Origin of the sequence: Gilvibacter sp. SZ-19, assembly GCF_002163875.1 — a bacterium.
In the GTDB taxonomy this organism is placed as follows: domain Bacteria; phylum Bacteroidota; class Bacteroidia; order Flavobacteriales; family Flavobacteriaceae; genus Gilvibacter.
In genome coordinates, this window is the sequence record NZ_CP019333.1 from 368,389 (window position 1) to 394,570 (window position 26,182).

Sequence of the window (26,182 nt, forward strand, 5' to 3'; positions counted from 1 at the left end):
GTGACTTTGGTCACAATCGGGAAGTATTTACAGCACATTCTAAATAGACTATCACTCTAAAATGAGAAATCGTCTTCGGGATTTAGAATCACTGATCATTATGAACTTGTCATTCACAAAGGAACCGAAGCGGGGTAAAAAATAGTCTTGACTATTGTCTTGAATTTTTTGAATTTGCTGCGAGCCATTGGTATCATAAGCTACTCGATATAGGGCAGAGCCCTCAAAAAGACCTCTATTCAAGTTTCGATCTCCATTGCGGTTGGTGTCGTAATTCTTTCCGCCGTTGAGCATAATGTTTAAGCGTCCATCGCTCATAAAGGCATTATAGGCAGCAAAAACTCCTGTGGTGTCTTTTTCAACATGATCGGCCCATACAACCTTACCCTCATTGTCTAAATGAAACACCAGAAGGTCAGAATAAACAATTCGTGTGCTAGTGCCACCCATACCGTTTAATCCTCCACCAGTCATAATCACAATTATTTCTTTCAATTCTGCCAAGACAAAATATCCATTGTTGTTTGAGGGAATTACGTAATTGATTCTAAACTCTCCCAAACCCTTGCGTTTCTTCTTTTTTCGTTCCCCGCGCTGCTTACCAAAAAAGGCTTGGTAGACAGCATCATCAAACTCATAGACCAAGCGCTCATCGAGCGTAAAATTTTCCCGATCAAAAATCAAAGTCTCTATTTGGTTTACACCATTACCCGCATCACCTTCGATAAAATCATTTATAAAAATATGACTCTCTGTAATAATGGGTTTTACTCCTTTCGGTAGCGCTTTTTCAATGACCGTCTCTTTAGTAGCGATGCCGTTTGCATCGATTATGTCTAAAGTAGCAATATGAGAGGCATCCGCTGCGGATTTAGCTTGGACCGACTCTGGAATGAATTGCCCAAAGACTTCTAGCTGCCCGTCTTTGTTAAGTATCACATCCAGAATTTCATAGGCTCTAAGATCTTGTCTTTGCAATTCTTGCACATACTTCTGTTCCAATGAAACGGCATCAAAGGTCTCAAAACTGTACTGTATAAGATCTTTGCGCTTAAAGGTGGTTACTATACTGAAAGTCTCGGAGTCTTTATCTAGGACAAATTCTGAATTCTTCTTTGTAGAAAATAGTCCTAAGCGCTTGTCGATCGGTGTTTTGCTCAGTTCTCGACGCTCTAGTTTTTTTGAATTAACATCATATACATAGGCATAAAGTGTACTGAACCCACGACCAGCAAAAGAATGGGTCACGGCAATAATACGGTGGTCCTGAATGTATTCTCCTAAATAAACTTCTTTCTGACTCTTCTTAATTTTTTGTTCATCGATAAGACTCATTGCGCTATTGAACAGATTCAAGGAGATATAACTTTTTTCTGCCCGGATTAGAACTGCTTTCTGACTGGAGTGAAATTTCAAAGCCGTAATGCTGTCAGACTTCACTTTGTCGTAAAACGGTTTGGTCATTCTTGCCTCCAAATTTTGAAATTCCTGACCAATCGTCATGGCTGAGAAGAATAAGGCGACGGCAGTCAATAATAATCTAAACATGAAAATACTTTTGTTCGTTTTTCGTACTTCTTACAAGTTACGAGATAATTCATCAAAATATCTGCGCAGTAGTAAATCTCCAAAACCGTATTCTGGCGCCTGCTGGCAGAAAGCCCTAAAAATTGGGCCAAATTCTCCTTCAGGGTTTTCGGCTATCAAATTTGCCAGTAGTTTTAAATGATCTTCTTTATAATAGGCTTCTAAGTGCTGCGGAAGCTGTTTTAGGCTGGGCACCGCTATACTTACCATGGTTGCCAAGGTGAGTGCTTTTTTACGATCTCCTTTCCGAGTGGCCTTCCAGAGTTCGTCTAGTGAAGCCATAAGTAAGGCGGACAGCGGCACCGCATTTTCCACAGCTTCTTGGAGCTCGGCATTGCTTAGCCCAGAAAACCCATACTGATGCGGCTCAGGAGGTAAGACCAAATAATACGAGCAGTTGGAGCTACTCTCCATAAGTGAAATACAGAACCAGAAATTGTATTGACAGAACAGATCCGCCTCAAACCAAAAATAGACCTCAGACTGCTCCGGAATGTTCATCATGAGTTCGAACTGTGGCAATACGGCCTCCAAGTAAAAATCAGCTCCAGGATCTTCATAGGCTGCATCTAAATAAGCCATGCGATTGGCAAAGAAAGTCTCCGGGTTGCGACCTTGCAATGGCCCATCAATAAGGCATTCGCGACAAACTAATAAGTCACCTGAAATTGCATCTGGAAAGCGTTCCAAAAGTGCATCCCCGTTGAGTATATGAACCGCTCCCATTAAAATAACTGATTTACAGCTGCCTTGGCGGCTTCATACTCGGTCATCATTTCAGTTACGATCTGACCAGCAGGTTTAATATCGTGAATAAGTCCGGCGATCTGCCCTATCTCTAATTCGCCTTCTACCATATCGCCTTCGAACATACCGCGTTTGGCTCTAGCCCTACCCAATAGCGCTTTGAGCTCTTCAACGGTCGGAGCTGTCTTATATAACTCCTTTACGTCCTGATAGAACTTGTTCTTTAAGAGCCTAACCGGAGCTAGTTCCTTTAAGGTAAGTTCAGTATCGCCTTCTTTGGCAGCAACTACAGCTTCTTTAAATAATTGGTGGGCAGAAGATTCTTCCGAAGCGACAAAACGACTGCCAAGCTGAACCCCATCTGCACCCAGGACCATGGCGGCCAGCATAGCCTTTCCTGTAGCGATACCACCGGCGGCTATAAGCGGAACTTTCAAGTGTTCCTTGACCATAGGGATAAGGGTAAGTGTGGTGGTCTCTTCTCTGCCGTTATGCCCTCCAGCCTCGAAGCCTTCTGCAACAACGGCGTCGACGCCGGCCTCTTGTGCCTTCAAAGCAAATTTTACACTGCTCACCACATGCACAACGGTAATACCCTCATCCTTTAATTTCTGTGTATAGGTCTTTGGGTTTCCTGCGGAGGTGAATACTATCGGCACTCTTTCTTGAATGATAATAGCTATAATCTCTTCGATATCCGGATACAACATTGGCACGTTCACGCCAAAGGGTTTGCTCGTTGCTTTTTTACACTTCTGGATGTGTTCGCGCAGTACATCGGGATACATGCTTCCGGCACCGATAAGTCCTAAACCACCGGCATTACTGACCGCACTGGCCAAACGCCAGCCGCTATTCCAGATCATACCGCCTTGAACTATTGGATATTGAATTCCGAACAATGAAGTGATCGCCTTACTCATCTGCAGTTTTTTTTGACCTCAGAAAAGTACGAATAATTAGGCCGATTTACGCCGGATTTAGTTAGGAAATAACACCACTACCAAGCAGTTCATCGTCTTGGTACCAAGCCACGAACTGACCTTCGGTGATAGCAGACTGCGGCTCCTCAAAAATGACATACATACCTGCAGCCGTTTGATGCAAAGTTGCCTTTTGCAAAGGTTGACGGTATCTGATACGCGCCATAACTTCTAGGGTTTGGTCTACTTCTAAACGCAGGTCTTCTCGTACCCAATGCACCTCGGGTTGTTGCACGAACAAACCTTTGCGAAACAAGCCTGGGTGATCCTTACCCTGCCCGGTATAGATGATGTTCTTTTCTACGTCTGTATCTATAACAAAGAGCGGCTCTTTAGTCCCTCCAACGGCCAAACCTTTGCGCTGCCCTTTGGTAAAATAATGTGCTCCCTGATGGTTACCTACAACCTTCCCATCTGCTGGAGCATAGGCGTATTTAGAAACTAAGGTCTCCAGAGTATTGTCTTGCAGAGCCGTAGCTGCATAGGCTGGATGATCTGCAGGAACTTCAACAATTTGTCCCTCTTTGGGGGCTAATTGTTGTTGTAAGAAATCCGGCAAGCGCACCTTTCCGATAAAGCAAAGGCCTTGAGAGTCGCGCTTCTCTGCGGTGATCAAGTCCTGCTCCGCAGCAATTTTACGCACCTCAGCTTTTTGAAGCTCTCCTACTGGAAATAAGGTCTTGGCCAACTGTTCTTGCGACAGCTGACACAAAAAGTAAGATTGATCCTTGTTTGGATCTGCGCCAGAAAGTAAAGAATATACCTCCTTGCCGTCAATGAGCTGGGTTCCCTTACGACAATAATGACCTGTAGCGACATAATCCGCTCCTAGATCCATAGCGATCTTAAGGAACACATCGAACTTAATCTCTCTATTACAAAGTACATCTGGGTTAGGAGTTCGTCCCATTTCGTATTCGCGGAACATATAGTCCACAATTCGCTCCTTGTACTGCTCGCTTAAATCGACCGTTTGAAAAGGAATGCCCAGTTTGTCGGCCACCAGCATGGCGTCGTTAGAATCTTCTAACCAAGGACACTCGTTAGAAATGGTCACCGAGTCGTCGTGCCAATTCTTCATAAAGATCCCTATGACCTCATAGCCTTGCTCTTTAAGCAAATAGGCGGCCACACTGGAATCTACTCCTCCACTAAGTCCAACGACTACTCGTTTCATTTTAAAAAATTCTGGGGTGCAAAAATACGAAAAATCAGCAGATTAACGCTGCCCGTTAGGTTTCGGGAAACGTTCTTCCTTGACCACTTTACCATTGTCAAAGTACTGCCACAAACCGTGTTTTGCATCGTTCTTATACGAACCACTCACGATAAGATTACCCGTGGCATCATAGTACTTAACAGGGCCATTGAGTTTGTCATCAGCGTAGGTAAAGAACTTGATCTCAACACCAGCGGGCGAGTAATAACGACTCTCCCCTTCTTTTTTACCTTGCTTGTAAACAACGGTCTCTGTTTTATTTCCGTTGGGATAAAAGGTGGTCATAGGACCATCCAAAAGGTCGTTAAGGTAATTCTCTTCGGTCATGACCGTTTTACCATCCTTGTGGTAGTAAAGCCAAGTTCCTGTCTTTTGCTTACCGTCCATTTGACCCGTACTGATCAGTTTTCCGTTTTGGGAATAATAGGTCAATGTAGCGCGATCTGAACCAGCTTCGAATTCCTTTACAAGGGCCGGTTGCGCGCCACAAGCTTCGCAGTAAAACTTAAATGTACCTACTTCTTTACCGTGATTGAACTCCCCTTGATAGCGCAGTTGTTTGCTGTTGGGGTAGTATTTTTTCCAAATCCCGTGACGCTGGCCATCGGCATCGAATTGGTTCACTGCATCTTGAGCAGAAACAACTGCCGAAAGGCTAAAGAATAATAGAAAGTAAACTGCTTTTAATCGCATGATTTCGCTTTTTAGTGCTAACGCAAAATAGTGCAATATGTTATGCTATTTTTTCTTTCCGCGCTGCTGTTGCTGCGCCTCAGCCTGCTCCATCATTTCTGCCATCTTACGCTGAAAACGATTTTGCTTCTTAGGCTTTTTCTTGTTCTCCTGGATCTTTGCGTGGATCTTGTCTTCGTCTATGATATAATTCTTGATCACCAACATGATTCCGATTGTGATCAGGTTAGAGATAAAGTAATACAAAGAAAGACCACTGGCGTAATTGTTAAAGAACACCAACATGAACAGCGGAGAGATATACATGATGAATTTCATGTTTGGCATACCCGGCTGCTGCTGTTGCATGGTTTGTCCAGTTGTCATGGTCATATAGATAAAGATCGCTATAGACGCAAGAATTGGGAACAAACTGATATGATCTCCGTAAAGCGGAATGTGGAACGGCAATTCATATACCGTATCGTAGCTTGACAAGTCTTCTGCCCAAAGGAAACTCTTTTGTCTCAAGGCAAAGGCCGAAGGGAAGAATTGAAACAATGCATAAAACACTGGCAGCTGCAATAAGGCCGGAATACATCCTGCCATTGGGCTTGCTCCTGCTTTGCGGTACAAGGCCATGGTCTCTTGTTGACGCTTCATGGCATTGTCTTTATGCTTTTCATTGATCTCGGTGATCTCTGGCCTTAAAACTTTCATTTTAGCCTGAGACAAATACGATTTGTAGGTCACAGGACTCAGCGCTAAACGCACTAAGATGGTCATCACAATGATCGAAATACCATACGGCAAGAAAGACGAAAGGAATCCAAAGAGCGGAATGAACAAATAGCGGTTAATCCATCCGAAGATACCCCAGCCCAAAGGCACCACCTCGTCCAAATTGCGGTTGTAGTCGTTTAAGGTCTTATAATCAGTTGGTCCGTAGTACCAATCCATATCGTAAGCCAATTCTCCTCCAGAGTACTCCAGTGGCAATTCTGCTTTGAACTTTTTGGTGTAGAGCGTATCTATATCTTCGTCTTCCACCAGATTCTCACTGACAAAGCTCGCTGTTTTCCAGGGCTTGTCTGTTAGCAAGATGGAACTAAAGAAGTGTTGTTTAAAGGCCACATAAGTAACATCTACAGATTCGTCTGTAGTGCGTTGTTGTTGGCCTAGGTAATCGTCTTTTCCTCCTTCGTATTCCCAGATAAGCTCGGTGTAGCGGTTTTCGTAGGCGACACTTTTAGCGCGACGGTATCCTGCCAATTCCCAATGCAAGACGGCATCATTAGAGGTATCCAAAACATCAGAAAGACCTTGCGTACGCACCGAGAAATCCATCATATAATCGCCTGGCTTCAAGGTGTATCGATACTCCAAATATTGGGTTGGAGAGATCTTCAGCTTCATAGAAAGGGTATTCCCATCCGCAGAAAGAGAAGGCTCAAAAAAGAGTTCCTTAGAATGCAGGGTTCTGTTCTGATGGTTAAAAACCAGATCTAAAGAAGCATTTCCGTCTTTGATCAAATAAACAGGAGCGTCCTTGTAGGTCACAAACTCCTTTAGACGCGCCTCGGTAATATAACCTCCGCGGTTACTGATCTTAAGTTCCAAGACATCGTTCTCAAATAAGGTTTCATTGTCGGTAGCAGATGACAAACCTGCCGAATAAGCAAAAGCTCCCAAGGCGTTTTGTGCAACGGCAGTAGCCAATGAATCTGTCGGGTTTGCCACTATTGCATCCGAAGTCTCAGAAAGGTCTAAAGTAGCTTGACCTGCCTGCTCTTCCGGCTCATTCTCTTTGTCAATTTGTTCTTGCTTGGCGCGCTCTTCTAACTCCTCCGGAGTGGGTGAATTCTGATAGAGCATGTACAGAATGATAACCCCTATCAGTATAAAACCGATCAATGAATTTAAATCGAACTTCTTTTCTTCCATATGGTGACTCCCTCAAGTGGGATGTTTAATTAGTTTTTTGGTCAGCTCGCTTACAACAATAACTTAGCCGTAAAGGGCAATTATGCCATACTGACATCTTTTTTGGCCGTCGCATAACGATAGGCTGCTGCCACAAAGGCAACAAACAAAGGATGCGGGTTGGCAACGGTACTCTTGTATTCGGGGTGGTATTGCACACCTACATACCAAGGATGATCTGGCAGTTCCACGATCTCCACCAAACCGGTATCAGGATTCAACCCTGTAGCTTTAAGCCCAGCGTTCTCAAGGGCTTCGCGGTAGTTGTCGTTATATTCGTAACGGTGTCTGTGACGTTCTTCTATGATCTTGGTTCCGTATACTTCGGAGGCAATACTGCCCGGCATCAATTCACATTTCCAAGCTCCTAAACGCATGGTTCCACCCATATTGGTGATGTTCTTTTGTGCTTCCATTAGGTCGATCACCGGATGCGGCGTGTCAGGATTCATTTCGGTAGAATTGGCATCTTTTAGCTGTAGTATGTTTCGGGCGTACTCAATTACTGCCATCTGCATACCTAAGCAGATCCCTAAAAACGGAATTCCGTGCTCTCTTGCCAAGCGAACCGCTTCTATCTTTCCTTCTATACCACGTTCTCCAAATCCGGGAGCTACCAAAACTCCATCGAGTTTTTCGATCTGTTCTGCAGCGTTCTCCTCGGTAATGTGTTCCGAGTGTATGGAGTGTACGTTTACTTGTAACTCATTGGCCGCTCCGGCATGGATAAAGCTTTCTAAAATGGATTTATAGGAATCCTGCAGTTCCACATATTTACCTATCAATCCGATGTTCACTACATCCTTTGGGTTTTTATGTCTGCTGAGGAACTCATTCCAGCCCGTTAGATTTGGCGTGGAATCGGTACTGAGTTTTAATTTCTTCAAGGCGACCCTGTCCAAGCCTTCTTCTAACATCAGGTTTGGAACGTCGTAAATGGTAGAAGCATCGATGGACTGAATTACCGCTTCGGTCTCCACATTACAGAACAGGGCAAGTTTGCTTTTTAGATCATCAGAGAGTTCGTGCTCGGTGCGGCAAACCAAGATATCGGCTTGAATACCGCTTTCCATCAAGGTCTTAACCGAGTGTTGTGTTGGCTTGGTTTTGAGCTCCCCTGCTGCCGACAAATAAGGGATCAAGGTCAAGTGTACCACCAAGGTGTTGTCTTTCCCTAAGTCCCATTTAAGCTGACGTACGGATTCTATGTAAGGTAAAGATTCGATATCACCCACAGTTCCCCCGATCTCTGTGATGACTATATCATAGTCACCAGATTTACCCAGCATTTGAACACGCTCTTTGATCTCGTTGGTAATATGTGGAATTACCTGTACCGTTTTTCCTAGAAATTCTCCTTTGCGTTCCTTTTGGATCACACTCTGATAAATGCGTCCGGTAGTTACATTGTTATCTTGAGAGGTAGGCACATTCAAAAAACGTTCATAATGCCCTAGATCGAGGTCGGTTTCTGCTCCATCATCGGTTACATAACATTCGCCATGCTCATAAGGATTGAGCGTTCCCGGGTCAACGTTTATATAAGGATCCAATTTCTGAATGGTCACACGAAAACCTCTGGCCTGTAACAACTTAGCCAGTGAGGCTGCGATAATTCCTTTACCTAATGAAGAAGATACTCCGCCCGTAACGAAGATATATTTGGTGGTGTCCATGCTTGTGGTGGGTATAACAACTCTACGGGATGTAAAGGTAAGTAATTTATGTGGGATACCCCGAGGGATAATTACAGATATTTTCCACAGAATTCGGACTGCTTCTATTTAGTAACTCAACGAATAAACTTCCGCACCAAAGGCTCCAGGCCGTTAACTTTAAGTTCGTGAACTTCTTGCAAATAACGGCCTAATTTTCCTTCGGGAAATCCTTTCTGTCTGAACCAGACCAAATAGGCCTCGGGCAGATCTATGAGATAACGGTCTTTGTATTTCCCAAAGGGCATTTTGTAGTTTGCCAGTTCAATTAGATGTTCTCGCTGCGGATTTACTGACTCCAAGCTTCGGTTTGTTTTAGCATTTCTTGAACACGAGCAACCCAGGCTGCCTCCCTATCTTGTATAACCGAATGATCAGATTCCAGATCGTATTGCGATTGCATGGCTCGGCGCTCTCGCTCTACTTGATCGTAGAGCGCATCCAGCTCCTCTTTTACATTAGTTGTAAAGTTGAATTCAGCGATACGCATGCGCAATAAGCGCGCATGTAGCTCGGTAATGTCAAAATGGGTCTGTTCGTGCTGTAGGACCCTTGGACTGACTCTAGAAGGATCATACCAAGAATTCTGCGGATAGAAATAAGCGATTACTTCGTAGGTAAAGTCCGAGGTGGGTTGGCCATTTATGGTTTTAAATCCGTAGGAAAAAGAAAGTCCGGAACTGGTACTGGCCACATAAACATTCCCACTTCTAGGGGTACCTTTAAAATCGGCCCAGGTCAGTTTATAAGAATTATTCCAGGCAATGCGTTCTTCGGCCGTATCCGCAGCCGTTAAAAAAACAATACAACACAAATAAAGAAGCAATCTACGCATAGTTCAATAACGCAAAGCCAGGCGCATTATTGAGTGCGCTTATAGATCCCAGTGAAAATTAACGACCTTGTGAATATCCGGATGTAAGCTGTAGTGCACTGGGCAAGTCTCGCCAGTACGTTGTAATATTGTGCGAGTTTTAGAGTCCAAAGCAGCTGGCAAATGTAAACTAACATGGATCTCAGAGATTCTTCGCGGATCGCTTGCCATCACTTTGGTCACCTCCGCATAACTCCCATCCATATTAAACTCCAATTGATTAGCCTTGATCCCCATAACGGTAAGCATACAATTGGCGAGCCCTGTAGCTACAGTATCTGTAGGAGAAAAAGCTTCTCCTTTACCGTGATTGTCAGTTGGAGCGTCCGTGTAGTATTCCCCGCCAGATTTTATGTGTTGATTTCGGGTTCGCAGACCTCCCAAATAGGTCACTTTGGCTGTACTCATTCTACTACGATCAGTTTAAGGTCCTCTCCGTACATCATGATGTATCCTGCATTATTGGCGTAGCCACTTCCGCTGAGGACGTAAAAGAATTTATTACCAACGTATTGGGTTTCCCCATCCAGATCTACGGCCTCATAAAGACTTTCGGCTATCCCCAGACGCAAAAGACAATCGTAGGTAACATCAAAGCCACGGATCGCAAAGCGATTAGGGTAAACTCCGTACTTGTTCTTATAGCTGGTTACAAAAGCATCCGGATTGTCGTAGTCAAAGCTGCGATACACAGACGGATATGTGAATTTTAAACGGGCCAAGTTGGTGTTTTGAATATCTTCAAACTCATAGGCATCGGACTTGTCCAAAGTAAATAGGCGTACGCCTTTGTCTGGCGGCAAGCCATTGAGCAAACCGATCACATTAGAAACCAACACAGGGTTGTCCGAAGCTAAGATCACCCAATTCTCTGCTAGAGGATCTAACTTTTGTTGAATATCGACCACATAGAGGAACTGCTCGTCGCGCGGATCCAAGACCTTTGCATTCGGGAAATTATTGCGCAACAAATTCTTCTCGCGGGACTTTTTAGCATCTGCAATAATGATCAAATTCTTCCCAACTGCATTGGCTTTTAGATAGTCCAACATTTGTGCTTCCAGGAACTCGTTAGACGGAACCGTATTGAAAAAGTTGCGCCCACCATTAGCCTGCTGATTACTCAGTGGAGACAAGACCGGAACATCTTCTCTGCGCAAGGCATTACTAGCACTAGTGGCGTTCTTTTGGAACAGCGGTCCAATCACAGCATCTACCTCATCAAAGCTGCCTTGGGCTATCAGTTGAGCCACGCGAGATGCCTTGCCCTGGGTATCCATAACCTCCAAGTTGACAGATAGACCTTTGTCCTTGGCAAAATCCGCAGCCATCATAACTCCACTGTAAAAGTCTAAGGCAATATTGAGCGTTCTGCTGTTGACCAAGAGTTCTTCATTGGCCTTGACAGAGTCCCTAGAAACCTTAGAGAGATCAAAGGGCAACATCACGACCAAATTCTTGGTTTCGTAATTGTTTAGTTGGTATTCCAGATCAACCGTATTGGCACTAGCCTCGGTTCCGGCGGCTCCCATTTTTGGCAGCTTTAAAATCATTCCGGCCTTTAGGCCATCTTTTGCATAAGGATTCAGGGCCACGATCTCCTCTTCTGTCAAACCAAACTTTACCTTAAGACGGTAGAATCCTTCTTTGGGTTGCACTTCGTAAAAATCGTAAATGGAATCGTCTACGGTAGCATCTGCAACTACTTCCTGATCTGGCACTTTAAGTACTACCCCCATCTGAAGCGTATCGCCCATATCAGGGTTCATTGCTTCCAACTCGGAGATACTAATTCCGTATTTACGGGCAATCCCGTATTTGGTTTCTTTGGGCAATACGGTATGGGTCTTGGTAGTGTCCTTGACCACAGTTGTATCTGGCTCTGTTCCCGTATTTCCGGTATTGTTATCTGTAGTGACCACCACAGTTCGGGTAAGGACAGGGATCATGATCTTATCGCCCTTGCGAAGCTGTTCGGAGTAGAGTTGCTTGTTGTACTTTTTAATGTCGTCTACAGTGACCCCGTATTTCTGCGCAATGCTAAAAAGGGTCTCTTTGCGCTTTACGCGATGTCTTTTAAAATCGACAACTTGCTCGCTGTAGTTCTGCTGATCGTCCTGTGCAGGAATGATCAGGATATTATTCTCTTGAATGCCTTTACGAGCATCGGGGTTCAAGCGATAAATAGCCTCCTCGGTAACGCCGTATTGCTTGGCGATACTAAAAACGGTTTCCCCTTGTTTTACATTGTGGCTTTTGTAACTGGTCTGTGCTGCAGCGGCAGTAGTGAGGGCTACAAAGAACAGCAAAAACCCAATTTTAATTCCTTTCATTATTCCCATTCAATAGTTGCTGGCGGTTTAGAACTGATATCGTACACTACTCTATTAACGCCTTTCACTCGATTTATTATGCTGTTGGAAGTTTCCTGCAGGAAGTCATGTGGTAAATCCACCCAATCGGCAGTCATTCCGTCTGTAGATTCTACAGCGCGAAGTGCAACTACCTGTTCATAGGTGCGTTCGTCCCCCATCACACCAACAGATTGTATGGGTAGCAGCATTGCTCCTGCCTGCCATACTTTGTCGTAAAGACCCCATTTTTTTAAACCGTCGATAAAAATGTGATCCACTTCTTGTAAGATACGTACTTTTTCTGAGGTGATATCGCCCAGAATACGAATCCCCAATCCGGGACCCGGAAACGGATGACGCCCTAAAATCTCTGGGCTGATCTCCAATTGAGACCCAACGCGTCTTACCTCATCTTTAAACAACATACGCAGGGGTTCTACGACTTTTAATTTCATAAAATCCGGCAAACCGCCCACATTGTGATGCGATTTGATGGTAACCGAAGGCCCATTCACAGAAACGCTTTCAATTACGTCTGGATAAATGGTTCCTTGGCCAAGCCAGTCCACACCGGCTACCTGATGCGCTTCATCGTCAAAAACTTCAATGAAAACACGACCAATAGCCTTGCGTTTGGCTTCCGGATCTGTTACGCCTTTCAAGGCATCCAAAAAGCGTGCCGAGGCGTCTACTCCTTTTACATTCAAGCCCATGCCTTGGTATTGTTCTAGAACGTTCTCGAACTCGTTCTTTCGCAACAATCCGTTATTCACGAAGATGCAATAGAGATTCTTTCCTATTGCTTTGTGTAATAAAACCGCAGCAACACTAGAGTCTACTCCCCCGGAAAGACCAAGCACAACTTTATCGTCCCCTAGTTTTTCTTTAAGTTCGGCTACGGTAGTTTCTACAAAGTGCGCCGGAGTCCAATCTGGAGTGATACCTGCAATATGGATCAAAAAGTTCTCTAAAAGTTGTTTTCCGTCTGTACTGTGATAAACTTCTGGGTGGAATTGGATGGCATAAGTAGCCTCTCCTTGTATTTTATAAGCTGCATTGGCAACGTCATGCGTAGATGCGAGGCGCAGCGCTCCTTCTGGCAATTCTGCTATGGTATCACTGTGACTCATCCACACTTGCGAACCTGCTTCTATATGCTCAAACAAAGTTTCATTGGGTGTGATCTCGGCCAAACGAGCTCTTCCGTACTCTCTGGTGTTGGAAGGAGCTACGTTTCCTCCGTGAAAATGCGCTAGGTACTGGGCGCCGTAGCAAACCCCCAAGAGTGGTTTGTGGCCTTTTATCTTAGACAGATCCGGATGCGGAGCATCTTCTGCACGAACAGAGAATGGACTCCCTGAAAGGATAACCGCTTTAAAGTTGTCTAGATTTTCTGGAACCTTGTGATAGGGGTGAATTTCACAGTAAATATTGAGTTCGCGAACGCGTCTAGCGATGAGTTGGGTGTACTGCGAACCAAAATCGAGAATGAGTACGTTGTTTTGCATGTGCAAAAGTAGTTGAAATTTGACGACTCGCTAAAAAAGTCGGTCAAAAAAATTAACCACTAATCAACACTTACAGACGAATTACCGAAAATTCCGATTTAAAGGGATCCAGCTCTTTTAGAAGCAACGGAATCAGGCCGTCGCCTACTTCTAAATAGAAGTCCGAGAAATTGGTATTGCGCTCTTGTAGACTTCCTGCCGGGAATAAGGCGGCTTGCAATTCCTGTGCACGAATAATACGGTCGTTGTGATTGCGTTTCTCCGCTTTGCGCAAGCGCTTCTCGAGGTTTTTAAGACCGTTGATCTGTTTTTTCTCTTGTGCTGCTACCGCCCCTAAGAAAGAAGGATCCGTTTGTTTGGCCAGTTGGTAAAGATCCTCGAACTGTTTTTTTAGATGTTCTTTCTGCGGATCGAAATTGACCGGTAAACTACTGTGAATCTCCACCAAACGAGCAGCAAGATTATCGGCTGACTTAAATAGGTCTTCAATGTCAAGGTCTAAGCGCTCCCATTTGCCTATTTGCTTCTCGGTTATGAGCAAGGCAGAATTTCGCAACATCAGCATGGGAAAAACAACTCCCACGGTTTCGAAATACGCTTTGAGTTGAAACCAATAGGCCAATTCACCTCCACCTCCAATATAACAGAGATTCGGTAAGATGGCTTCTTGAAAAAGTGGTCTTAGTAGTGCATTCGGAGAGAACTTCTCCGGATTCGAATCTAACAGCTTTAGGATCTCCTCCTCAGAAAAAACGAGATCCGTGTCGTTAATGTAGAATTTGCCATCTTGAGCTACTATGCGCTCCCGCACACCCTTATCTAAATAAAATAAGTTGATCTCGCGTGGATGCACTTGCTGCTTATAACCAGAAAGCACCAACTTTTCTGTGCTAGCCGTAATGACTTCGTGTCCGGTTTGCGATAAGAGCTCCCTTTTAGCATATGGAGCAAAGGCCTTTTTCAATTCGCTGTTGTTCCCGTCTACAATTACAAGGCCCTGCTCGGCAAAAAGCGCATTGGCCAAATAGCGGGTTGCCGCGGCTAAGTCAGTGTGTTTTAGGTAGGCAGTTTCAAAAAGCTCTTGTAAATAGGCGGCTTGTGTACTTTTGCCTGTAGCTGCTCTGATAACCTCTGCCACCTCTTCCAAACCCTTGGTATTGAGTTCACCTACAGCTCCTCCATCTTTACGGTTCCAAGCGATCTTGCTTCCTTTGAAATTAAAGTAATTGATCTCATCGAAATCGTGATCTTCTGTGGCCATCCAATAAACTGGAATGAACTCGTGTTTCGGATATGCGTCTTTGGCCTGCTTACAAAAGTTGATCACAGAAACGATCTTATACAAAAAGTATAAGGGTCCGGTAAACAAATTAAGCTGATGTCCTGTAGTGATGGTAAAGCTATTGGAGGCCGTGAGCAATTCTATGTTATTCTGAGTTGCTTCACTGATATCGACAGAGCCATAAGCTGCCAACAGATTGGCCGCTAATTTTTTGCGCCATTCTGGTGAGCAAGCCTGCGACTGCTCTTTTTCTGCAATCTGCTCTCCCAAGGAATCCAAGGAAGGGAAACGATTGTAAAACGGGCGAATGCTCTCTGCCTGTGCCAAATAATCGCATACGGTCTTTGAGAAAAAACCGGTCTTGGAATAGGGTACGTATGCTGCGGACATATGGGTTGGCTGCAATTGGAAGGTAAAAATACGAACTTCGCCAATACCGATTCTAAAAGATTCGTTAATGTTAGTAGGCCGATGTACTTGCATTGTCCCATTTTTCGTAGTTTAGAAGCCTATTTTAACAACCAACCAATGCGAAAATTTACCTTAGTCATTTTACTGTTTGTCGGTCTTGTTGGGCAGGCACAGTTGCAATCACCTGAAGAATTTTTAGGCTATCCTATTGGAACCCAATTTAGCAGACATGCGGATGTTGTCGCCTATTTTAATCACGTAGCAGACAACAGCCCTATGGTTGTTTACGATACTTACGGAAAAACTTATGAGCGCAGACCGCTTACCTATGCAGTGGTCTCTACTCCGGAGAACCTAGCCAAACTGGATCAGATTAGAACAGACAACCTAAAAAGCATTGGGTTGGCCAACGGATCTGCCGATCCGGAGATAGCTATTGTTTGGCTGAGTTATAATGTGCATGGCAACGAAGCCTCTAGTACCGAAGCTTCTATGTTAACCCTGTACAAACTGATCACAGAAAAACAAGAATGGCTTAAGAACACTGTGGTTATTATGGACCCTTGTATCAATCCGGATGGTCGTGATCGTTACGCCAATTGGTACAATCAGGTTAAAGCTACCCCTTATAATAGTGCACAAGTAGCTACTGAACATAACGAGCCATGGCCAGGTGGGCGTCCGAACCACTACTTATTTGACCTCAATAGAGATTGGGCCTGGGCTTCTCAGATAGAATCTCAATCGCGCTTAAAATTATACAACCAATGGATGCCGCATATTCATGTGGATTTCCACGAACAAGGCATCAATGAGCCTTATTACTTTGCTCCAGCCGCAGCTCCGTATCACGAGATCATTAGCGATTGGCAATACGATTTCCAAGAGGCTATAGGAAGAAATCACGCTAAATACTTTGACAGCGAAGGCTGGCTATTCTTTACACGTGAGCGCTTCGATTTGTTGTATCCAAGCTATGGAGATACCTACCCTACCTTTATGGGAGCCATTGGTATGACTTACGAGCAGGCTGGTCATGGACGTGCCGGCCTGGGAATAGATACAGACGAAGGCTACGAGCTAACGCTTGTGGATCGCGTATTACACCATACTACCACAGGTTTGTCTACAGTAGAAATGGGATCTAAAAATGCCGCAAAGCTCAACGACGAGTTTCAGAAGTTCTTCAACACCTCTAATTTGAATTACAAGAGTTTTGTGTTGACAGGGAATACGGACAATATCAAAGCCTTGACAAAGCTATTGGACAGACATGAGATCAAATATCAGTTTGGCAGCAGTGGCTCATCTAGCGGTTACAAATACTCAACGCAAGCTAAAGGAAGCGTGAGCAACCAAGGAGCGCTCATTATTCATACCGATCAGCCTAAAGGAAAAATGGTAAAAGTACTGTTTGAACCGGATGCGGCCTTGGAAGAACCGCTTACTTATGATATCACTGCTTGGAATCTGGTACACGCCTACGGACTTGACGGTGTTGCCAGCGCCACTAAAGTAAGTGGAAACGGCAGTGCTCCCGGGACGAATTTTGAAACAGTAAATACAACAGCTGCCGGATATATTGCCAAATGGAATAGTTTGGAAGATGCTCGTTTCTTATCAAGTATATTGCAAGCGGGAGTTCGCGTTCGCTTTACTGAAAAACCAATGCAACTCAACGGCAAGAACTTTGCACGGGGAAGTTTGGTGATCACCAAGAGCGATAATAGAAACAATCCGGATTTCCCACAAAACTTGATAGATGCCGCAAAAAAGCACGATCGCTATTTGTACGCTTCAAATACATCATTTGCAGATCGTACCCCAGATTTTGGATCTCCGGATATTAAACTGATCAATCCGCAGCGTGTGGCAATGCTTCAAGGAGAAGGAACCTCTTCACTGAGTTATGGTGCACTCTGGCATTTCTTTGAGCAACAATTACACTACCCCATCACTTCTATCAACACAGACAACTTTAGACCGTCTATGCTTCAAGACTTTGATGTGCTTATCATGCCAGAAGGCTGGTACGGCAGCGTGACCAACGGAAACACTCTAGACGATCTTAAAAGTTGGATCCGCAGCGGTGGAAAACTCATTGCTGTTGGACGCGCCGTAAATGCCTTTAGCGGGAAAGAAGGGTTTGGTTTAGAGAATAACGAGAGCGAGAGCGGAGACGATGAAGCTGGCAACCTAACACCTTATGCCCAGCGTGAGCGCGAGAGTTTAAAGAACTTCATCACCGGTGCTATCTACAAGATCAAAATGGACGATACCCACCCTATGGCCTTTGGTTTTGGTGATACCTACTACAGCCTTAAATTAGGAAGCAGCTCCTTTAAACATTTAGACAATGGCTACAATGTTGGCTATATAGATGGAGACGCTGTAAGTGTAGCTGGCTTTTCAGGAGCAGATGCAAAAGCTTCATTAAAGAACTCCTTGGTGTTTGGCGAGCAACGCATGGGTCGCGGAAGCGTGGTCTATATGGTAGACAACCCGATGTTCCGTTCGTTCTGGGAAAATGGAAAACTACTTTTGGTCAACGGTATTTTCATGGTGAACAGTAATGTTTTTAGACTATAAGACCTCAGAAAAAAAACAAGAAAGCCGAACAAAATGTTCGGCTTTTTTTTTGGTCTGAACCGCTAGTCGATCCGTTTTGCGGGTAAAGATTGTCCGCCTTGATTCAAGGTGAGTCCTGTGACCTTACCATTGTCATCTACATCAAAAATGAGCTCCCCAGGAACTACTTTTAAAAAGAATTTGTGCTCTGCACTGGCAAATATCTGTGCCGAACTTTGTCCTGTAGCCTGAACCATTAAATTTTCGCCCTCAACAAACACGCGGATCTCAAAACCGGGCCGCAGCTCGTAAGTTCCTTCGTAATTCTTTAATACGCTTACCGGAAGAGTAATCTCTGTCGGAGCAACCGGCGCCTCCATTTCGGTTTCAACACCCATGGATTTGTTGATGCGATCTTCAAACAAGACCTGCTTGCTCCCCTCGCCTACCTGAAAAGTGTATTTGGTAGTGCTGCCTTTAAAAAAGAATTCTGTCGGCGAAACTGCCACCAACGGCAATTTGGTACTTCCTTCACGCTGACTGAACAGTTGGCCATTCTCTTTGGTAATAAATCGGACCACGTCATTGTCAAATTTATAAGCGCCAACCCATGCCTGTAGCTGCTCATCGGTCAATGAAACTCCAGCAACATCGTCTGGATAAGGCTTACCAATAGCCATAGCAGCCATCTTTATGGCTACTTCGGTAGGTGAGTTTCCGTTGGAGTTGCACAAGGCGATCACATAAACATCTTCTTTAGGCAGATAAATTCCGTAGGTATTGTATCCGAAGATACCTCCCCCGTGTTCTACCGTTGGACTGTTATTGATCTCATTGACTTGCCAGCCGTAACCGTAGTATGTTGGTTTCCCATTATTGAGCTTAGTATTCACAAAGGCAGCCGCCAATTTGTCCTTTGGCAATAGTTTTTCATCGTTCAAGGCTTCTTGCCAGATCAGCATATCGTCTACATTACTCATCAATGACCCTGCTGCATAAGGAAGGCTCATACTCAAATAATCTGCATTGCGCCATCCGCTTTCGGTGGGTTGATAGCCCCAAGCCCGGTTGGGTATCAAGGTTGTTTTGCTACCGTAATAGGAATGCTTCATACCAAGTGGCTTAAAGATGTTCTTTTCTATGTAATCGGCATAGCTCATATTGGCCACCTGTTCAATGATAGCTCCCAAAATGATATAGCCAGAATTGTTATAGAGCCACTGTTCTCCTGTTTTGAAGTCCATAGGCTCGTTTTTAAAGAAATCGATGATCTCTGTTGGAGTCATATCCTTGCGGGCATTATATTGAAAGCTCTGCATGCCAGTATAGCTTTTAATCCCGGAGGTATGATTGAGCAAATGATGAACGGTGATCTCGTTTCCGTCTGTTGGGTAGTCCGGAAAGAATTTAGTGATCGGGTCCTGAACACTGAGCTTTCCTTGTTCTTGCAGCATTAAAATAGCCACTGCGGTAAATTGCTTGGTAATGGAACCCAACTCAAAGACGTTTTCTGGGTTCATAGGCACTTGTAGTTCCAAGTTCGCAAGGCCAAAGGCGTTCTTGTAGATCACTTTTCCGTCTTTGGCTACAAGGGCGGTAATGCCGGGCGCATCTGCAGGATATTTTGCCGCCAACATGGCATCTATATTGGTTTTAAGATCTTGAGCAGTCGATAAACCAGTAGCAAATAGCACGAAAAGCACTATACTGGCTCTAATTGTTCTTTTTAATTGTTTCATGTCTGGTATTTTAATGTTTATCTGACGTCAGAGCAACACTACTAGTTACATAACACGCCCAAACTTTTTTTAAGTTATTTAAAATTAATGAGATATGAGATTCAAATCCGCAGTACTTAGTATCTTAGGACTATGAAAACCATCCAGCTAGCACTTGCCTTTTGCACCCTATTCTTACTGAGTAATTGCAAGAATGAAACCAAAAACCCAGACCAAATTCTAGAAACCGAGCCCAAAACCGACTATTACCAAGCCATTTCGCTTTTGGGAGATACCTTATATGCCCCGTCTGTGAATGATAAACTTCAAGCGCAGTTTGTAGAAAAACAACAGGCATATATGCAAGATTCCTCAGACCTGGATAAACTGATCTGGTATGGGCGTTTTACCGCATATACTGGCGATTACAAAGGTGCTCTCCAAATCTATTCTGAAGGACTGAAGCAGTTTCCTAATAACTCCCGTTTGCTGCGCCACCGCGGGCACCGCAATATTTCCATCCGCAAGTTCGACAGGGCCATCGCGGATCTGCAGCGCGCTGTAAACTCGATCTTGGACCAAGAAAACTCCTTAGAAGATGACGGCATGCCCAATGCCCAAGGAATTCGACTTACCACCAAACACGGAAACATATATTATCATTTGGGCTTGGCACATTATTTAAAAGGCAATTACGAGCAAGCCCTATTTGCTTATAACAAATGTTTGGAACTGTCTCAAAACAATGATGGGCTAATTTCTGCCACACATTGGATCGTTTTGTCACTTAAGGCCTTGGGTAGAGATGCTGAGATCGCTGCCTATTTAGAGCCTATATCAGAAGATCTCGAAGTAATAGAAAACGCCTCTTACCGCGATGCCTGTCTTTATTACAAAGGGGTTAAATCGCTGCAAGAACTCTACAATCCCCAGGCCGAGATCAACTCCAGCAATACGGCCTTAAAATACGGTTTGGCCAGATGGAGCTATCTCAATGAGCAGCAAGAAGAGGCCATGATGATCTTAGAGGATATCTTAGACGGAGATGATTGGGCCAGTTTTGGCTATATCGCTGCGGAGGCAGACTTAGCGCGCATGCAGTGATCAGCTATTTTTAGCCATTATCCATTTAGAGAGGTACTTACTGCTTTGCAAACTGTGATGCCATAGCATTTGCCCTATCGTATTGTTTTGGCGGTAAATTTCTCTGTTGCGCAGTCGCTTATCTATAGTGTCCTGAAAGCCTTTGGCACTCGTATTCCAATTGAATTGCGTATCGAGTAGTTCTATTCCTTTATTTTGAGCAGTTTGCCAGGCTTTAGGGTCCAGTAGTTTTGCTACGGATGCGATAAAGTCCGCAGCCACATCAGAAGCGATCTCCCCTCCAAAATCGTTTGTACCTCCAATTCCTTCTGCACCTACCGCTGTAGTAACCACAGGACATCCGGCTAGCCAGGCGTCAAATACTTTGCGTTTTTGACCCGCCCCAAACTGTAAAGGCGCAAGCAAAAGTTTGTGCGATCTGAGTGCAGCATCTAAATCTTCTACAAAACCGTGTACATAGAATCCGAGTTGAGGCTTGTGCAATTGTAAAATCGACTCTGTAAAATAAGAACCGTAGATGTGCATACTTTCCTGCGGATGTTGCTTACGCAAACTTGGCCATAAGGCGGCCAGATTTTCAATAGCCTGCACATTGGGCTTGTGTTTGGCTGTCCCGACAAAACAAAAACCGTTGCGGGCCTCAAGACCCGGCAAGGAGGACACCTGGGGAACCTCCCTTATCAAAAAAGGCAAATGAAATAGCAGCTCTTTTGACACTCGATACTGCTGGGTCAACAGTTCTACTTCTGCCTCAGAGATGATCAAACTTAGATCTGACCTGAAAATAGCAGCCAATTCGCGTTTGGCTGTGTCGGTCAAGGTCTTTGGAGCTTCCAACTTGCCTGTACTTTTTCTGTGATCCCTTAAAAAATGTAAGTCTTCCGTGTCTAATATCCGCAGTGCATTTGGACAATGCTCTTGTACACGCCAACTGTATTGCTCCTCGGTCATAAAACGATCAAAAACCACAATATCTGGCTGTAATCCCTTTAGAAAATCATTAAAGGAATCTGCATTCAATGCTATTTGCGTGTACGGAATGTTCTTATCTATAAGTATTCCGGATTCAGGCGGAGCTGCTGCGGCGCAAAAAGAAAGTTCACAGCCCGCTTGGGCAAATAAGTCTAATAATTGAATCATGTATACCCCGGCGCCTGTATGCTGTGGCTGAGGCAATCCGTGACCAATAAACAAGACTTTTTTAACGATCATTGAGAGAAGCTATCGTAAGGAAATCGCAGCGTTCGGATACCTGAGCCTATGCTATCGGTCTCCGTATAAGAAATAAAAAGCTCTCCTTTAAACAAGCGGAGTTGTGGAAACCCACTAGCACGTTCCGGACTCATTTTACTCAGCACATATCGGACTTCTTCTCCGGAGGCTTTTAATTGCGTAAGATTCAGATTGGCAGTGCTGCCTTCGTCGGTCAAATACAATGCAAAACGGTTGGCATTGGCGTCTACAGCTACATCCACGCGTCCTATTGCCTTACTAGCTTCTAACACAGCGATCTCATCGAACCAAGATCCAGCTCCCTTTGTGGCTAGTTTGACCATGGGTTTGTCATCTTCCATAGTAAACCAACCAACAGCAGTAAGTCCGTTACTAGCGATAGCAGGCCCATTGACTGGACAACCGGCAATTTGCCAGTTATCATTATAAACGGCCTTGGGAGTGGTCCATGTGGTATCTTGTAAACGAACTCCATACATATCGCGGACCTCATCGGCAGAACGATCTCTGTAGACCACCATAGGTCCGTCTGTAGTATTGGCAATAGAAGTGGCGCAACAATCACATACTCGCTCGTCCAATTGCCACTGCTTGCCCAGGCTCCCATCGGCATTAATGATCCCAGCCCTAACGGTCATTTGCCGCAGGGAATCAGGACGATTCACCGTAGTACGACCGTCTAACCAGCTCGCCATAAAGCCGTCTTTATAAGCGATCACATCTACAAATCCGTGTTCGCTTTGTGTGCTGTCTGTATGTAATTTCTGCGGAGGAGTCCAACGCTTGTTTACAGTATTGTATACTTGATACTTTATATCATAGGCGTAGGTATCTGTCGCCGATTTTTGTAGATAATGCACAAAGATATTGCCTTTATTCGCTGCGATCTGTGGAAAGTCTGCCCAATTGACAAACCAATCGGTACCCGAGCTTATGGTCTGACTATCGGACCAAGCATTGCCATCATACGTGGCATACTTGAGTACAGCGAGTGTATCGACTTGTTCTACCCAGCTCATGTAGAGTAGCTCGTCTGTGGCATACAAACGAGACATGCCTGCATAGCCCGCACTGGGATTCTCTATTTCAAAAGGTTCATTGGATTCTTGCTCCGATTGCTGGCAGGAGAAACCCAAAAATAGGATGCTTAATACAAAAAATCTGTTCGTGTTATTTAACCACTTCGCCATATAAATCAAAATCAGTAGCTTCCGTGATCTTGACCTGGACAAAGTCGCCCGTTTTAAGGTATTGGCTAGTCGCATCTAGAAGCACCTCGTTGTCTACATCCGGAGAGTCGAATTCAGTACGCCCAATGTAGTGATTTCCTTCTTTTCTGTCTATAAGTACCTTGAATTCCTGCCCAATCTTTTCCTGATTCAGCTCCCAAGAGATCTGCGCTTGCAGTTCCATGATCTGGTTGGCGCGGTCTTGTTTCACCTCCTCTGGGACATTGTCCTCTAAATTATAAGCATGCGTATTCTCTTCATGAGAATAGGTGAAACAGCCCAAGCGTTCAAAACGCATGTCTGCAACCCACTGCTTTAATTCTTGGAAGTGTTCTTCTGTTTCGCCAGGATAGCCAACGATCAGTGTAGTTCGAATAGCCATTCCAGGAACTTTCTCACGGAAGAGCTTTAGCAAAGCATTGGTCTTTTCAAAAGTGGTCCCGCGACGCATAGACTTTAAGAGGTCCGTAGAGATATGCTGTAGCGGAATGTCGATATAATTACAAACCTTAGATTCTTGCTTAATAACGTCCAACACATCTTCTGGGAAGCCCGTTGGGAAGGCGTAGTGCAAACGGATCCATTCGATACCGTCTACTTGAACCAAAGCTTTGAGTAGGTCTGCCAAACGGCGTTTCTTGTACAAATCGAGTCCGTAGTAAGTCAAATCCTGCGCAATAAGAATAAGTTCCTTAACACCATCTGCAGCTAGCTTTTCCGCTTCTACAACTAAATCTTCAATAGGTGTAGAACGGTGTTTGCCACGCATTAGCGGAATTGCACAGAACGAACAAGGTCTGTCACAACCCTCGGCAATTTTTAGATAAGCGTAATTTTTAGGCGTAGTGGTTAAGCGCTCACCGATAAGCTCGTGCTTATAATCTGCTCCCAGTGCCTTTAAAAGGCCTGGCAGCTCTGTAGTTCCAAAATACTGGTCAACGTCTGGTATCTCTTGCTGCAGATCTGGTTTGTAGCGTTCGGACAGACAACCGGTCACAAAGACCTTATCGACTAGGCCATCTTCTTTTTGCTGCACAAAATCTAGAATGGTGTTGACACTTTCCTCTTTGGCATTGGCAATGAATCCGCAGGTATTGATCACTACGATATTGCCTTCCTCCTCGTGAACAACTTCTTTGTTGTTGGCGCGCAATTGGCCCATCAACACTTCGGAATCGTATACGTTCTTGGAACACCCTAAGGTGACCACATTGATCTTATTCTTCTTTCTGCTTTTGGTACGCATCGCTTATTGCTTGAAGAATGAATCCACAAATTCCAAACGGTCAAAGATCTGAAGGTCATCTATACCTTCGCCCACACCAATGTACTTTACAGGTACTTGTAATTGGTCACTAATGCCAATAACAACACCACCTTTGGCAGTTCCGTCTAGTTTAGTGATGGCAAGAGCGGTTACTTCTGTTGCTGCGGAGAATTGTTTGGCCTGTTCAAAGGCGTTTTGTCCTGTAGATCCGTCCAACACCAATAAAACCTCATGCGGTGCCCCAGGAACTACCTTTTGCATCACCCGCTTGATCTTGGTGAGCTCGTTCATTAAGTTGACCTTGTTGTGCAAACGTCCTGCGGTATCAATGATCACCACATCTGCTCCATTTGCTTTACCGTTCTCTACAGAATCATAAGCCACTGAAGCCGGGTCGCTTCCCATCTTTTGCTTTACGATTGGTACATCCACGCGATCTGCCCAGATCTGTAGCTGATCTATGGCCGCGGCTCTAAAGGTATCCGCAGCACCTAAGACCACAGATTTACCAGCAGCGTTATACTGGCTCGCCAGCTTTCCGATGGTCGTGGTCTTCCCAACACCGTTAACACCAACCACCATGATCACATAAGGTTTGTCTGCAGTTTCCAATCCGAAGGGATCGTTCTGGTCATCATGCGTCTCAGACAATAAACCAGCGATCTCCTCGCGAAGGATCTGGTTGAGTTCGTCAGTACCCAAGTATTTGTCTTTGGCCACACGGGCCTCGATACGGTCTATGATCTTAAGGGTAGTGTTTACACCTACATCAGATCGAACCAAAACCTCTTCAAGCTCATCGAGTACGTCATCATCTACTTTAGACTTACCGGCTACAGCCTTAGAGAGTTTGTCGAAGAAGCTCGCCTTAGATTTCTCTAAGCCCTTGTCTAGGGTTTCCTTCTTTTCTTTGGTAAATATTTTCTTGAAAAAGCTCATGAATGCTTTTGATTATTGACTTTAAGAGCTAGCAAAGATACAAAAAACAAAGGGCCGTCTTTTTGAAAAAGACAGCCCTGAATATCGTTACGCTAAAAGCGTTTACTGCTTGTTTAACCAGTCGTTAACGGCGTCTGGAGCCATGATAGACTCAACAAAAGTGTAAGCTCCAGTTTTAGGAGACTTTACCATTTTTACCGCTTTGGTCAATCGCTTTGATCCGGTCTGTAAGGATGCTACTGATTTCTTTGCCATAATTCTAGTTTTTAGGTGCCAGCGGCTCCGTACTTACTTAATTTCTTTGTGAACAGTCATACGCTTAAGGATCGGGTTGAATTTTTTCAATTCGATACGATCTGGCGTGTTCTTTTTATTCTTGGTAGTGATGTAACGAGAAGTTCCAGGCATACCTGACTCCTTGTGCTCTGTGCACTCCAAAATAACCTGTACTCTGTTTCCTTTCTTTGCCATGGTTAGAGACCTTTAGGTGTTATTTTTTAAGAAATCCTTTTTCGCGGGCTTCTTTAAGCACAGCAGAGATTCCTCGCTTGTTAATATCTTTCAAAGCAGAAGTAGAGATCTTAAGGGTGATCCACTTGTCTTCCTCTGGGATATAAAAACGCTTCTTGATCAAATTCACATCGAAGGTGCGTTTTGTCTTGTTCATGGCGTGAGATACGTTGTTCCCCACCATTGCTCTTTTTCCAGTAAGCTCACAAACTCTTGACATTGTGCTATACTTTAAAATGTTATTTTTAAACAGGGTGCAAATTTAGAAAAATTAAATCT

23 protein-coding genes are annotated in these 26,182 nt (G+C 44.4%); 2 read left to right on the top strand and 21 right to left on the bottom strand.

The window, feature by feature from the left end; all coding sequences use genetic code 11:
• Positions 1–51: 51 nt before the first annotated feature.
• From BTO09_RS01720 to bshC, 13 genes are all read right to left on the bottom strand, one after another.
• Entirely contained in the window at positions 52–1,548 is a 1,497-nt protein-coding gene (locus BTO09_RS01720) for a hypothetical protein (protein WP_087523019.1), read from the bottom strand.
• A gap of 30 nt (positions 1,549–1,578) precedes the next feature.
• Positions 1,579–2,313 carry a hypothetical protein gene (locus tag BTO09_RS01725; RefSeq protein WP_087523020.1) on the bottom strand — a complete coding sequence of 245 codons (735 nt, stop codon included), beginning with the start codon at positions 2,311–2,313 and terminating at the stop codon, positions 1,579–1,581.
• Positions 2,313–3,257 (bottom strand): nitronate monooxygenase family protein, encoded by a 945-nt coding sequence (locus BTO09_RS01730; RefSeq protein WP_087523021.1) that lies wholly within the window; start codon positions 3,255–3,257, stop codon positions 2,313–2,315. Before BTO09_RS01730 ends, BTO09_RS01725 begins: the two co-directional genes overlap by 1 nt.
• A 61-nt stretch (positions 3,258–3,318) precedes the next feature.
• Positions 3,319–4,494, bottom strand: coding sequence for a tRNA 2-thiouridine(34) synthase MnmA (gene mnmA / locus BTO09_RS01735; RefSeq protein ID WP_087523022.1), 1,176 nt, complete (start codon positions 4,492–4,494; stop codon positions 3,319–3,321).
• A 42-nt stretch (positions 4,495–4,536) separates the two neighbouring features.
• Entirely contained in the window at positions 4,537–5,229 is a 693-nt protein-coding gene (locus tag BTO09_RS01740) for a toxin-antitoxin system YwqK family antitoxin (protein WP_087523023.1), read from the bottom strand.
• 45 nt (positions 5,230–5,274) lie between these two features.
• Entirely contained in the window at positions 5,275–7,152 is a 1,878-nt protein-coding gene (yidC, locus tag BTO09_RS01745; RefSeq protein ID WP_087523024.1) for a membrane protein insertase YidC, read from the bottom strand.
• Between the two features lie 80 nt (positions 7,153–7,232).
• Positions 7,233–8,867 carry a CTP synthase gene (locus BTO09_RS01750; protein ID WP_087523025.1) on the bottom strand — a complete coding sequence of 545 codons (1,635 nt, stop codon included), beginning with the start codon at positions 8,865–8,867 and terminating at the stop codon, positions 7,233–7,235.
• Positions 8,868–8,983: 116 nt separating this feature from the next.
• Positions 8,984–9,208, bottom strand: a complete 225-nt coding sequence (locus BTO09_RS01755) for a DUF3820 family protein (protein ID WP_087523026.1) — start codon at positions 9,206–9,208, stop codon at positions 8,984–8,986.
• Positions 9,196–9,741 carry a DUF922 domain-containing protein gene (locus BTO09_RS01760; RefSeq protein WP_087523027.1) on the bottom strand — a complete coding sequence of 182 codons (546 nt, stop codon included), beginning with the start codon at positions 9,739–9,741 and terminating at the stop codon, positions 9,196–9,198. Before BTO09_RS01760 ends, BTO09_RS01755 begins: the two co-directional genes overlap by 13 nt.
• Before the next feature lie 39 nt (positions 9,742–9,780).
• The gene (locus tag BTO09_RS01765) at positions 9,781–10,188 is read right to left on the bottom strand and encodes an OsmC family protein (protein WP_087523028.1); all 408 of its coding nucleotides are present in this window, start codon (positions 10,186–10,188) and stop codon (positions 9,781–9,783) included.
• Positions 10,185–12,113, bottom strand: a complete 1,929-nt coding sequence (locus BTO09_RS01770; protein WP_198356508.1) for a LysM peptidoglycan-binding domain-containing protein — start codon at positions 12,111–12,113, stop codon at positions 10,185–10,187. Before BTO09_RS01770 ends, BTO09_RS01765 begins: the two co-directional genes overlap by 4 nt.
• Positions 12,113–13,642, bottom strand: a complete 1,530-nt coding sequence (gene guaA / locus BTO09_RS01775) for a glutamine-hydrolyzing GMP synthase (RefSeq protein ID WP_087523030.1) — start codon at positions 13,640–13,642, stop codon at positions 12,113–12,115. Before guaA ends, BTO09_RS01770 begins: the two co-directional genes overlap by 1 nt.
• Before the next feature lie 70 nt (positions 13,643–13,712).
• Entirely contained in the window at positions 13,713–15,407 is a 1,695-nt protein-coding gene (gene bshC / locus BTO09_RS01780) for a bacillithiol biosynthesis cysteine-adding enzyme BshC (protein WP_369826899.1), read from the bottom strand.
• Between the two features lie 45 nt (positions 15,408–15,452).
• Between bshC and BTO09_RS01785 the strand changes: the two genes are divergently transcribed.
• The gene (locus tag BTO09_RS01785) at positions 15,453–17,924 is read left to right on the top strand and encodes a M14 metallopeptidase family protein (protein WP_087525461.1); all 2,472 of its coding nucleotides are present in this window, start codon (positions 15,453–15,455) and stop codon (positions 17,922–17,924) included.
• 62 nt (positions 17,925–17,986) lie between these two features.
• On the opposite strand, the gene BTO09_RS01790 is transcribed toward BTO09_RS01785, so the two are convergent.
• Entirely contained in the window at positions 17,987–19,642 is a 1,656-nt protein-coding gene (locus tag BTO09_RS01790) for a serine hydrolase (RefSeq protein ID WP_087523032.1), read from the bottom strand.
• A 132-nt stretch (positions 19,643–19,774) separates the two neighbouring features.
• Here BTO09_RS01790 and BTO09_RS01795 point away from each other — a divergent pair, with 132 nt between their 5' ends.
• On the top strand, positions 19,775–20,725 hold the full coding sequence (locus BTO09_RS01795; protein WP_087523033.1) for a tetratricopeptide repeat protein: 951 nt from the start codon (positions 19,775–19,777) through the stop codon (positions 20,723–20,725).
• On the opposite strand, the gene BTO09_RS01800 is transcribed toward BTO09_RS01795, so the two are convergent.
• The 7 genes from BTO09_RS01800 to rpmB form a co-directional block, all read right to left on the bottom strand.
• Positions 20,726–21,937, bottom strand: coding sequence for a glycosyltransferase family 4 protein (locus BTO09_RS01800; protein WP_087523034.1), 1,212 nt, complete (start codon positions 21,935–21,937; stop codon positions 20,726–20,728).
• Complete coding sequence (locus tag BTO09_RS01805) at positions 21,934–23,094, bottom strand: exo-alpha-sialidase (protein ID WP_157663400.1); 1,161 nt, start codon at positions 23,092–23,094, stop codon at positions 21,934–21,936. The genes BTO09_RS01800 and BTO09_RS01805 overlap by 4 nt, the downstream gene beginning before the upstream one ends.
• Positions 23,095–23,128: 34 nt before the next feature.
• Positions 23,129–24,433 (bottom strand): 30S ribosomal protein S12 methylthiotransferase RimO, encoded by a 1,305-nt coding sequence (gene rimO, locus BTO09_RS01810; protein ID WP_087523036.1) that lies wholly within the window; start codon positions 24,431–24,433, stop codon positions 23,129–23,131.
• Between the two features lie 3 nt (positions 24,434–24,436).
• Positions 24,437–25,393: a signal recognition particle-docking protein FtsY gene (gene ftsY / locus BTO09_RS01815; protein WP_087523037.1), complete on the bottom strand. Its 957-nt coding sequence runs from the start codon at positions 25,391–25,393 to the stop codon at positions 24,437–24,439.
• Positions 25,394–25,495: 102 nt separating this feature from the next.
• On the bottom strand, positions 25,496–25,648 hold the full coding sequence (locus BTO09_RS01820; protein ID WP_087523038.1) for a DUF4295 domain-containing protein: 153 nt from the start codon (positions 25,646–25,648) through the stop codon (positions 25,496–25,498).
• 33 nt (positions 25,649–25,681) lie between these two features.
• Positions 25,682–25,864, bottom strand: a complete 183-nt coding sequence (gene rpmG / locus BTO09_RS01825; RefSeq protein ID WP_087523039.1) for a 50S ribosomal protein L33 — start codon at positions 25,862–25,864, stop codon at positions 25,682–25,684.
• Between the two features lie 19 nt (positions 25,865–25,883).
• On the bottom strand, positions 25,884–26,123 hold the full coding sequence (gene rpmB / locus BTO09_RS01830; protein ID WP_087523040.1) for a 50S ribosomal protein L28: 240 nt from the start codon (positions 26,121–26,123) through the stop codon (positions 25,884–25,886).
• Positions 26,124–26,182 lie beyond the last annotated feature (59 nt).

Bases quoted from the DNA above. Each gene is read 5' to 3' on its own strand.
- yidC (WP_087523024.1), bottom strand. From the start codon at position 7,152: ATGGAAGAAAAGAAGTTCGATTTAAATTCATTGATCGGTTTTATACTG.
- BTO09_RS01765 (WP_087523028.1), bottom strand. From the start codon at position 10,188: ATGAGTACAGCCAAAGTGACCTATTTGGGAGGTCTGCGAACCCGAAAT.
- rpmG (WP_087523039.1), bottom strand. From the start codon at position 25,864: ATGGCAAAGAAAGGAAACAGAGTACAGGTTATTTTGGAGTGCACAGAG.
- mnmA (WP_087523022.1), bottom strand. From the start codon at position 4,494: ATGAAACGAGTAGTCGTTGGACTTAGTGGAGGAGTAGATTCCAGTGTG.
- BTO09_RS01760 (WP_087523027.1), bottom strand. From the start codon at position 9,741: ATGCGTAGATTGCTTCTTTATTTGTGTTGTATTGTTTTTTTAACGGCT.
- guaA (WP_087523030.1), bottom strand. From the start codon at position 13,642: ATGCAAAACAACGTACTCATTCTCGATTTTGGTTCGCAGTACACCCAA.
- BTO09_RS01770 (WP_198356508.1), bottom strand. From the start codon at position 12,113: ATGAAAGGAATTAAAATTGGGTTTTTGCTGTTCTTTGTAGCCCTCACT.
- BTO09_RS01800 (WP_087523034.1), bottom strand. From the start codon at position 21,937: ATGATCGTTAAAAAAGTCTTGTTTATTGGTCACGGATTGCCTCAGCCA.
- BTO09_RS01790 (WP_087523032.1), bottom strand. From the start codon at position 19,642: ATGAAACAATTAAAAAGAACAATTAGAGCCAGTATAGTGCTTTTCGTG.
- rpmB (WP_087523040.1), bottom strand. From the start codon at position 26,123: ATGTCAAGAGTTTGTGAGCTTACTGGAAAAAGAGCAATGGTGGGGAAC.
- BTO09_RS01740 (WP_087523023.1), bottom strand. From the start codon at position 5,229: ATGCGATTAAAAGCAGTTTACTTTCTATTATTCTTTAGCCTTTCGGCA.
- bshC (WP_369826899.1), bottom strand. From the start codon at position 15,407: ATGCAAGTACATCGGCCTACTAACATTAACGAATCTTTTAGAATCGGT.
- BTO09_RS01750 (WP_087523025.1), bottom strand. From the start codon at position 8,867: ATGGACACCACCAAATATATCTTCGTTACGGGCGGAGTATCTTCTTCA.
- BTO09_RS01720 (WP_087523019.1), bottom strand. From the start codon at position 1,548: ATGTTTAGATTATTATTGACTGCCGTCGCCTTATTCTTCTCAGCCATG.
- BTO09_RS01820 (WP_087523038.1), bottom strand. From the start codon at position 25,648: ATGGCAAAGAAATCAGTAGCATCCTTACAGACCGGATCAAAGCGATTG.
- BTO09_RS01730 (WP_087523021.1), bottom strand. From the start codon at position 3,257: ATGAGTAAGGCGATCACTTCATTGTTCGGAATTCAATATCCAATAGTT.
- ftsY (WP_087523037.1), bottom strand. From the start codon at position 25,393: ATGAGCTTTTTCAAGAAAATATTTACCAAAGAAAAGAAGGAAACCCTA.
- rimO (WP_087523036.1), bottom strand. From the start codon at position 24,433: ATGCGTACCAAAAGCAGAAAGAAGAATAAGATCAATGTGGTCACCTTA.
- BTO09_RS01725 (WP_087523020.1), bottom strand. From the start codon at position 2,313: ATGGGAGCGGTTCATATACTCAACGGGGATGCACTTTTGGAACGCTTT.
- BTO09_RS01795 (WP_087523033.1), top strand. From the start codon at position 19,775: ATGAAAACCATCCAGCTAGCACTTGCCTTTTGCACCCTATTCTTACTG.
- BTO09_RS01785 (WP_087525461.1), top strand. From the start codon at position 15,453: ATGCGAAAATTTACCTTAGTCATTTTACTGTTTGTCGGTCTTGTTGGG.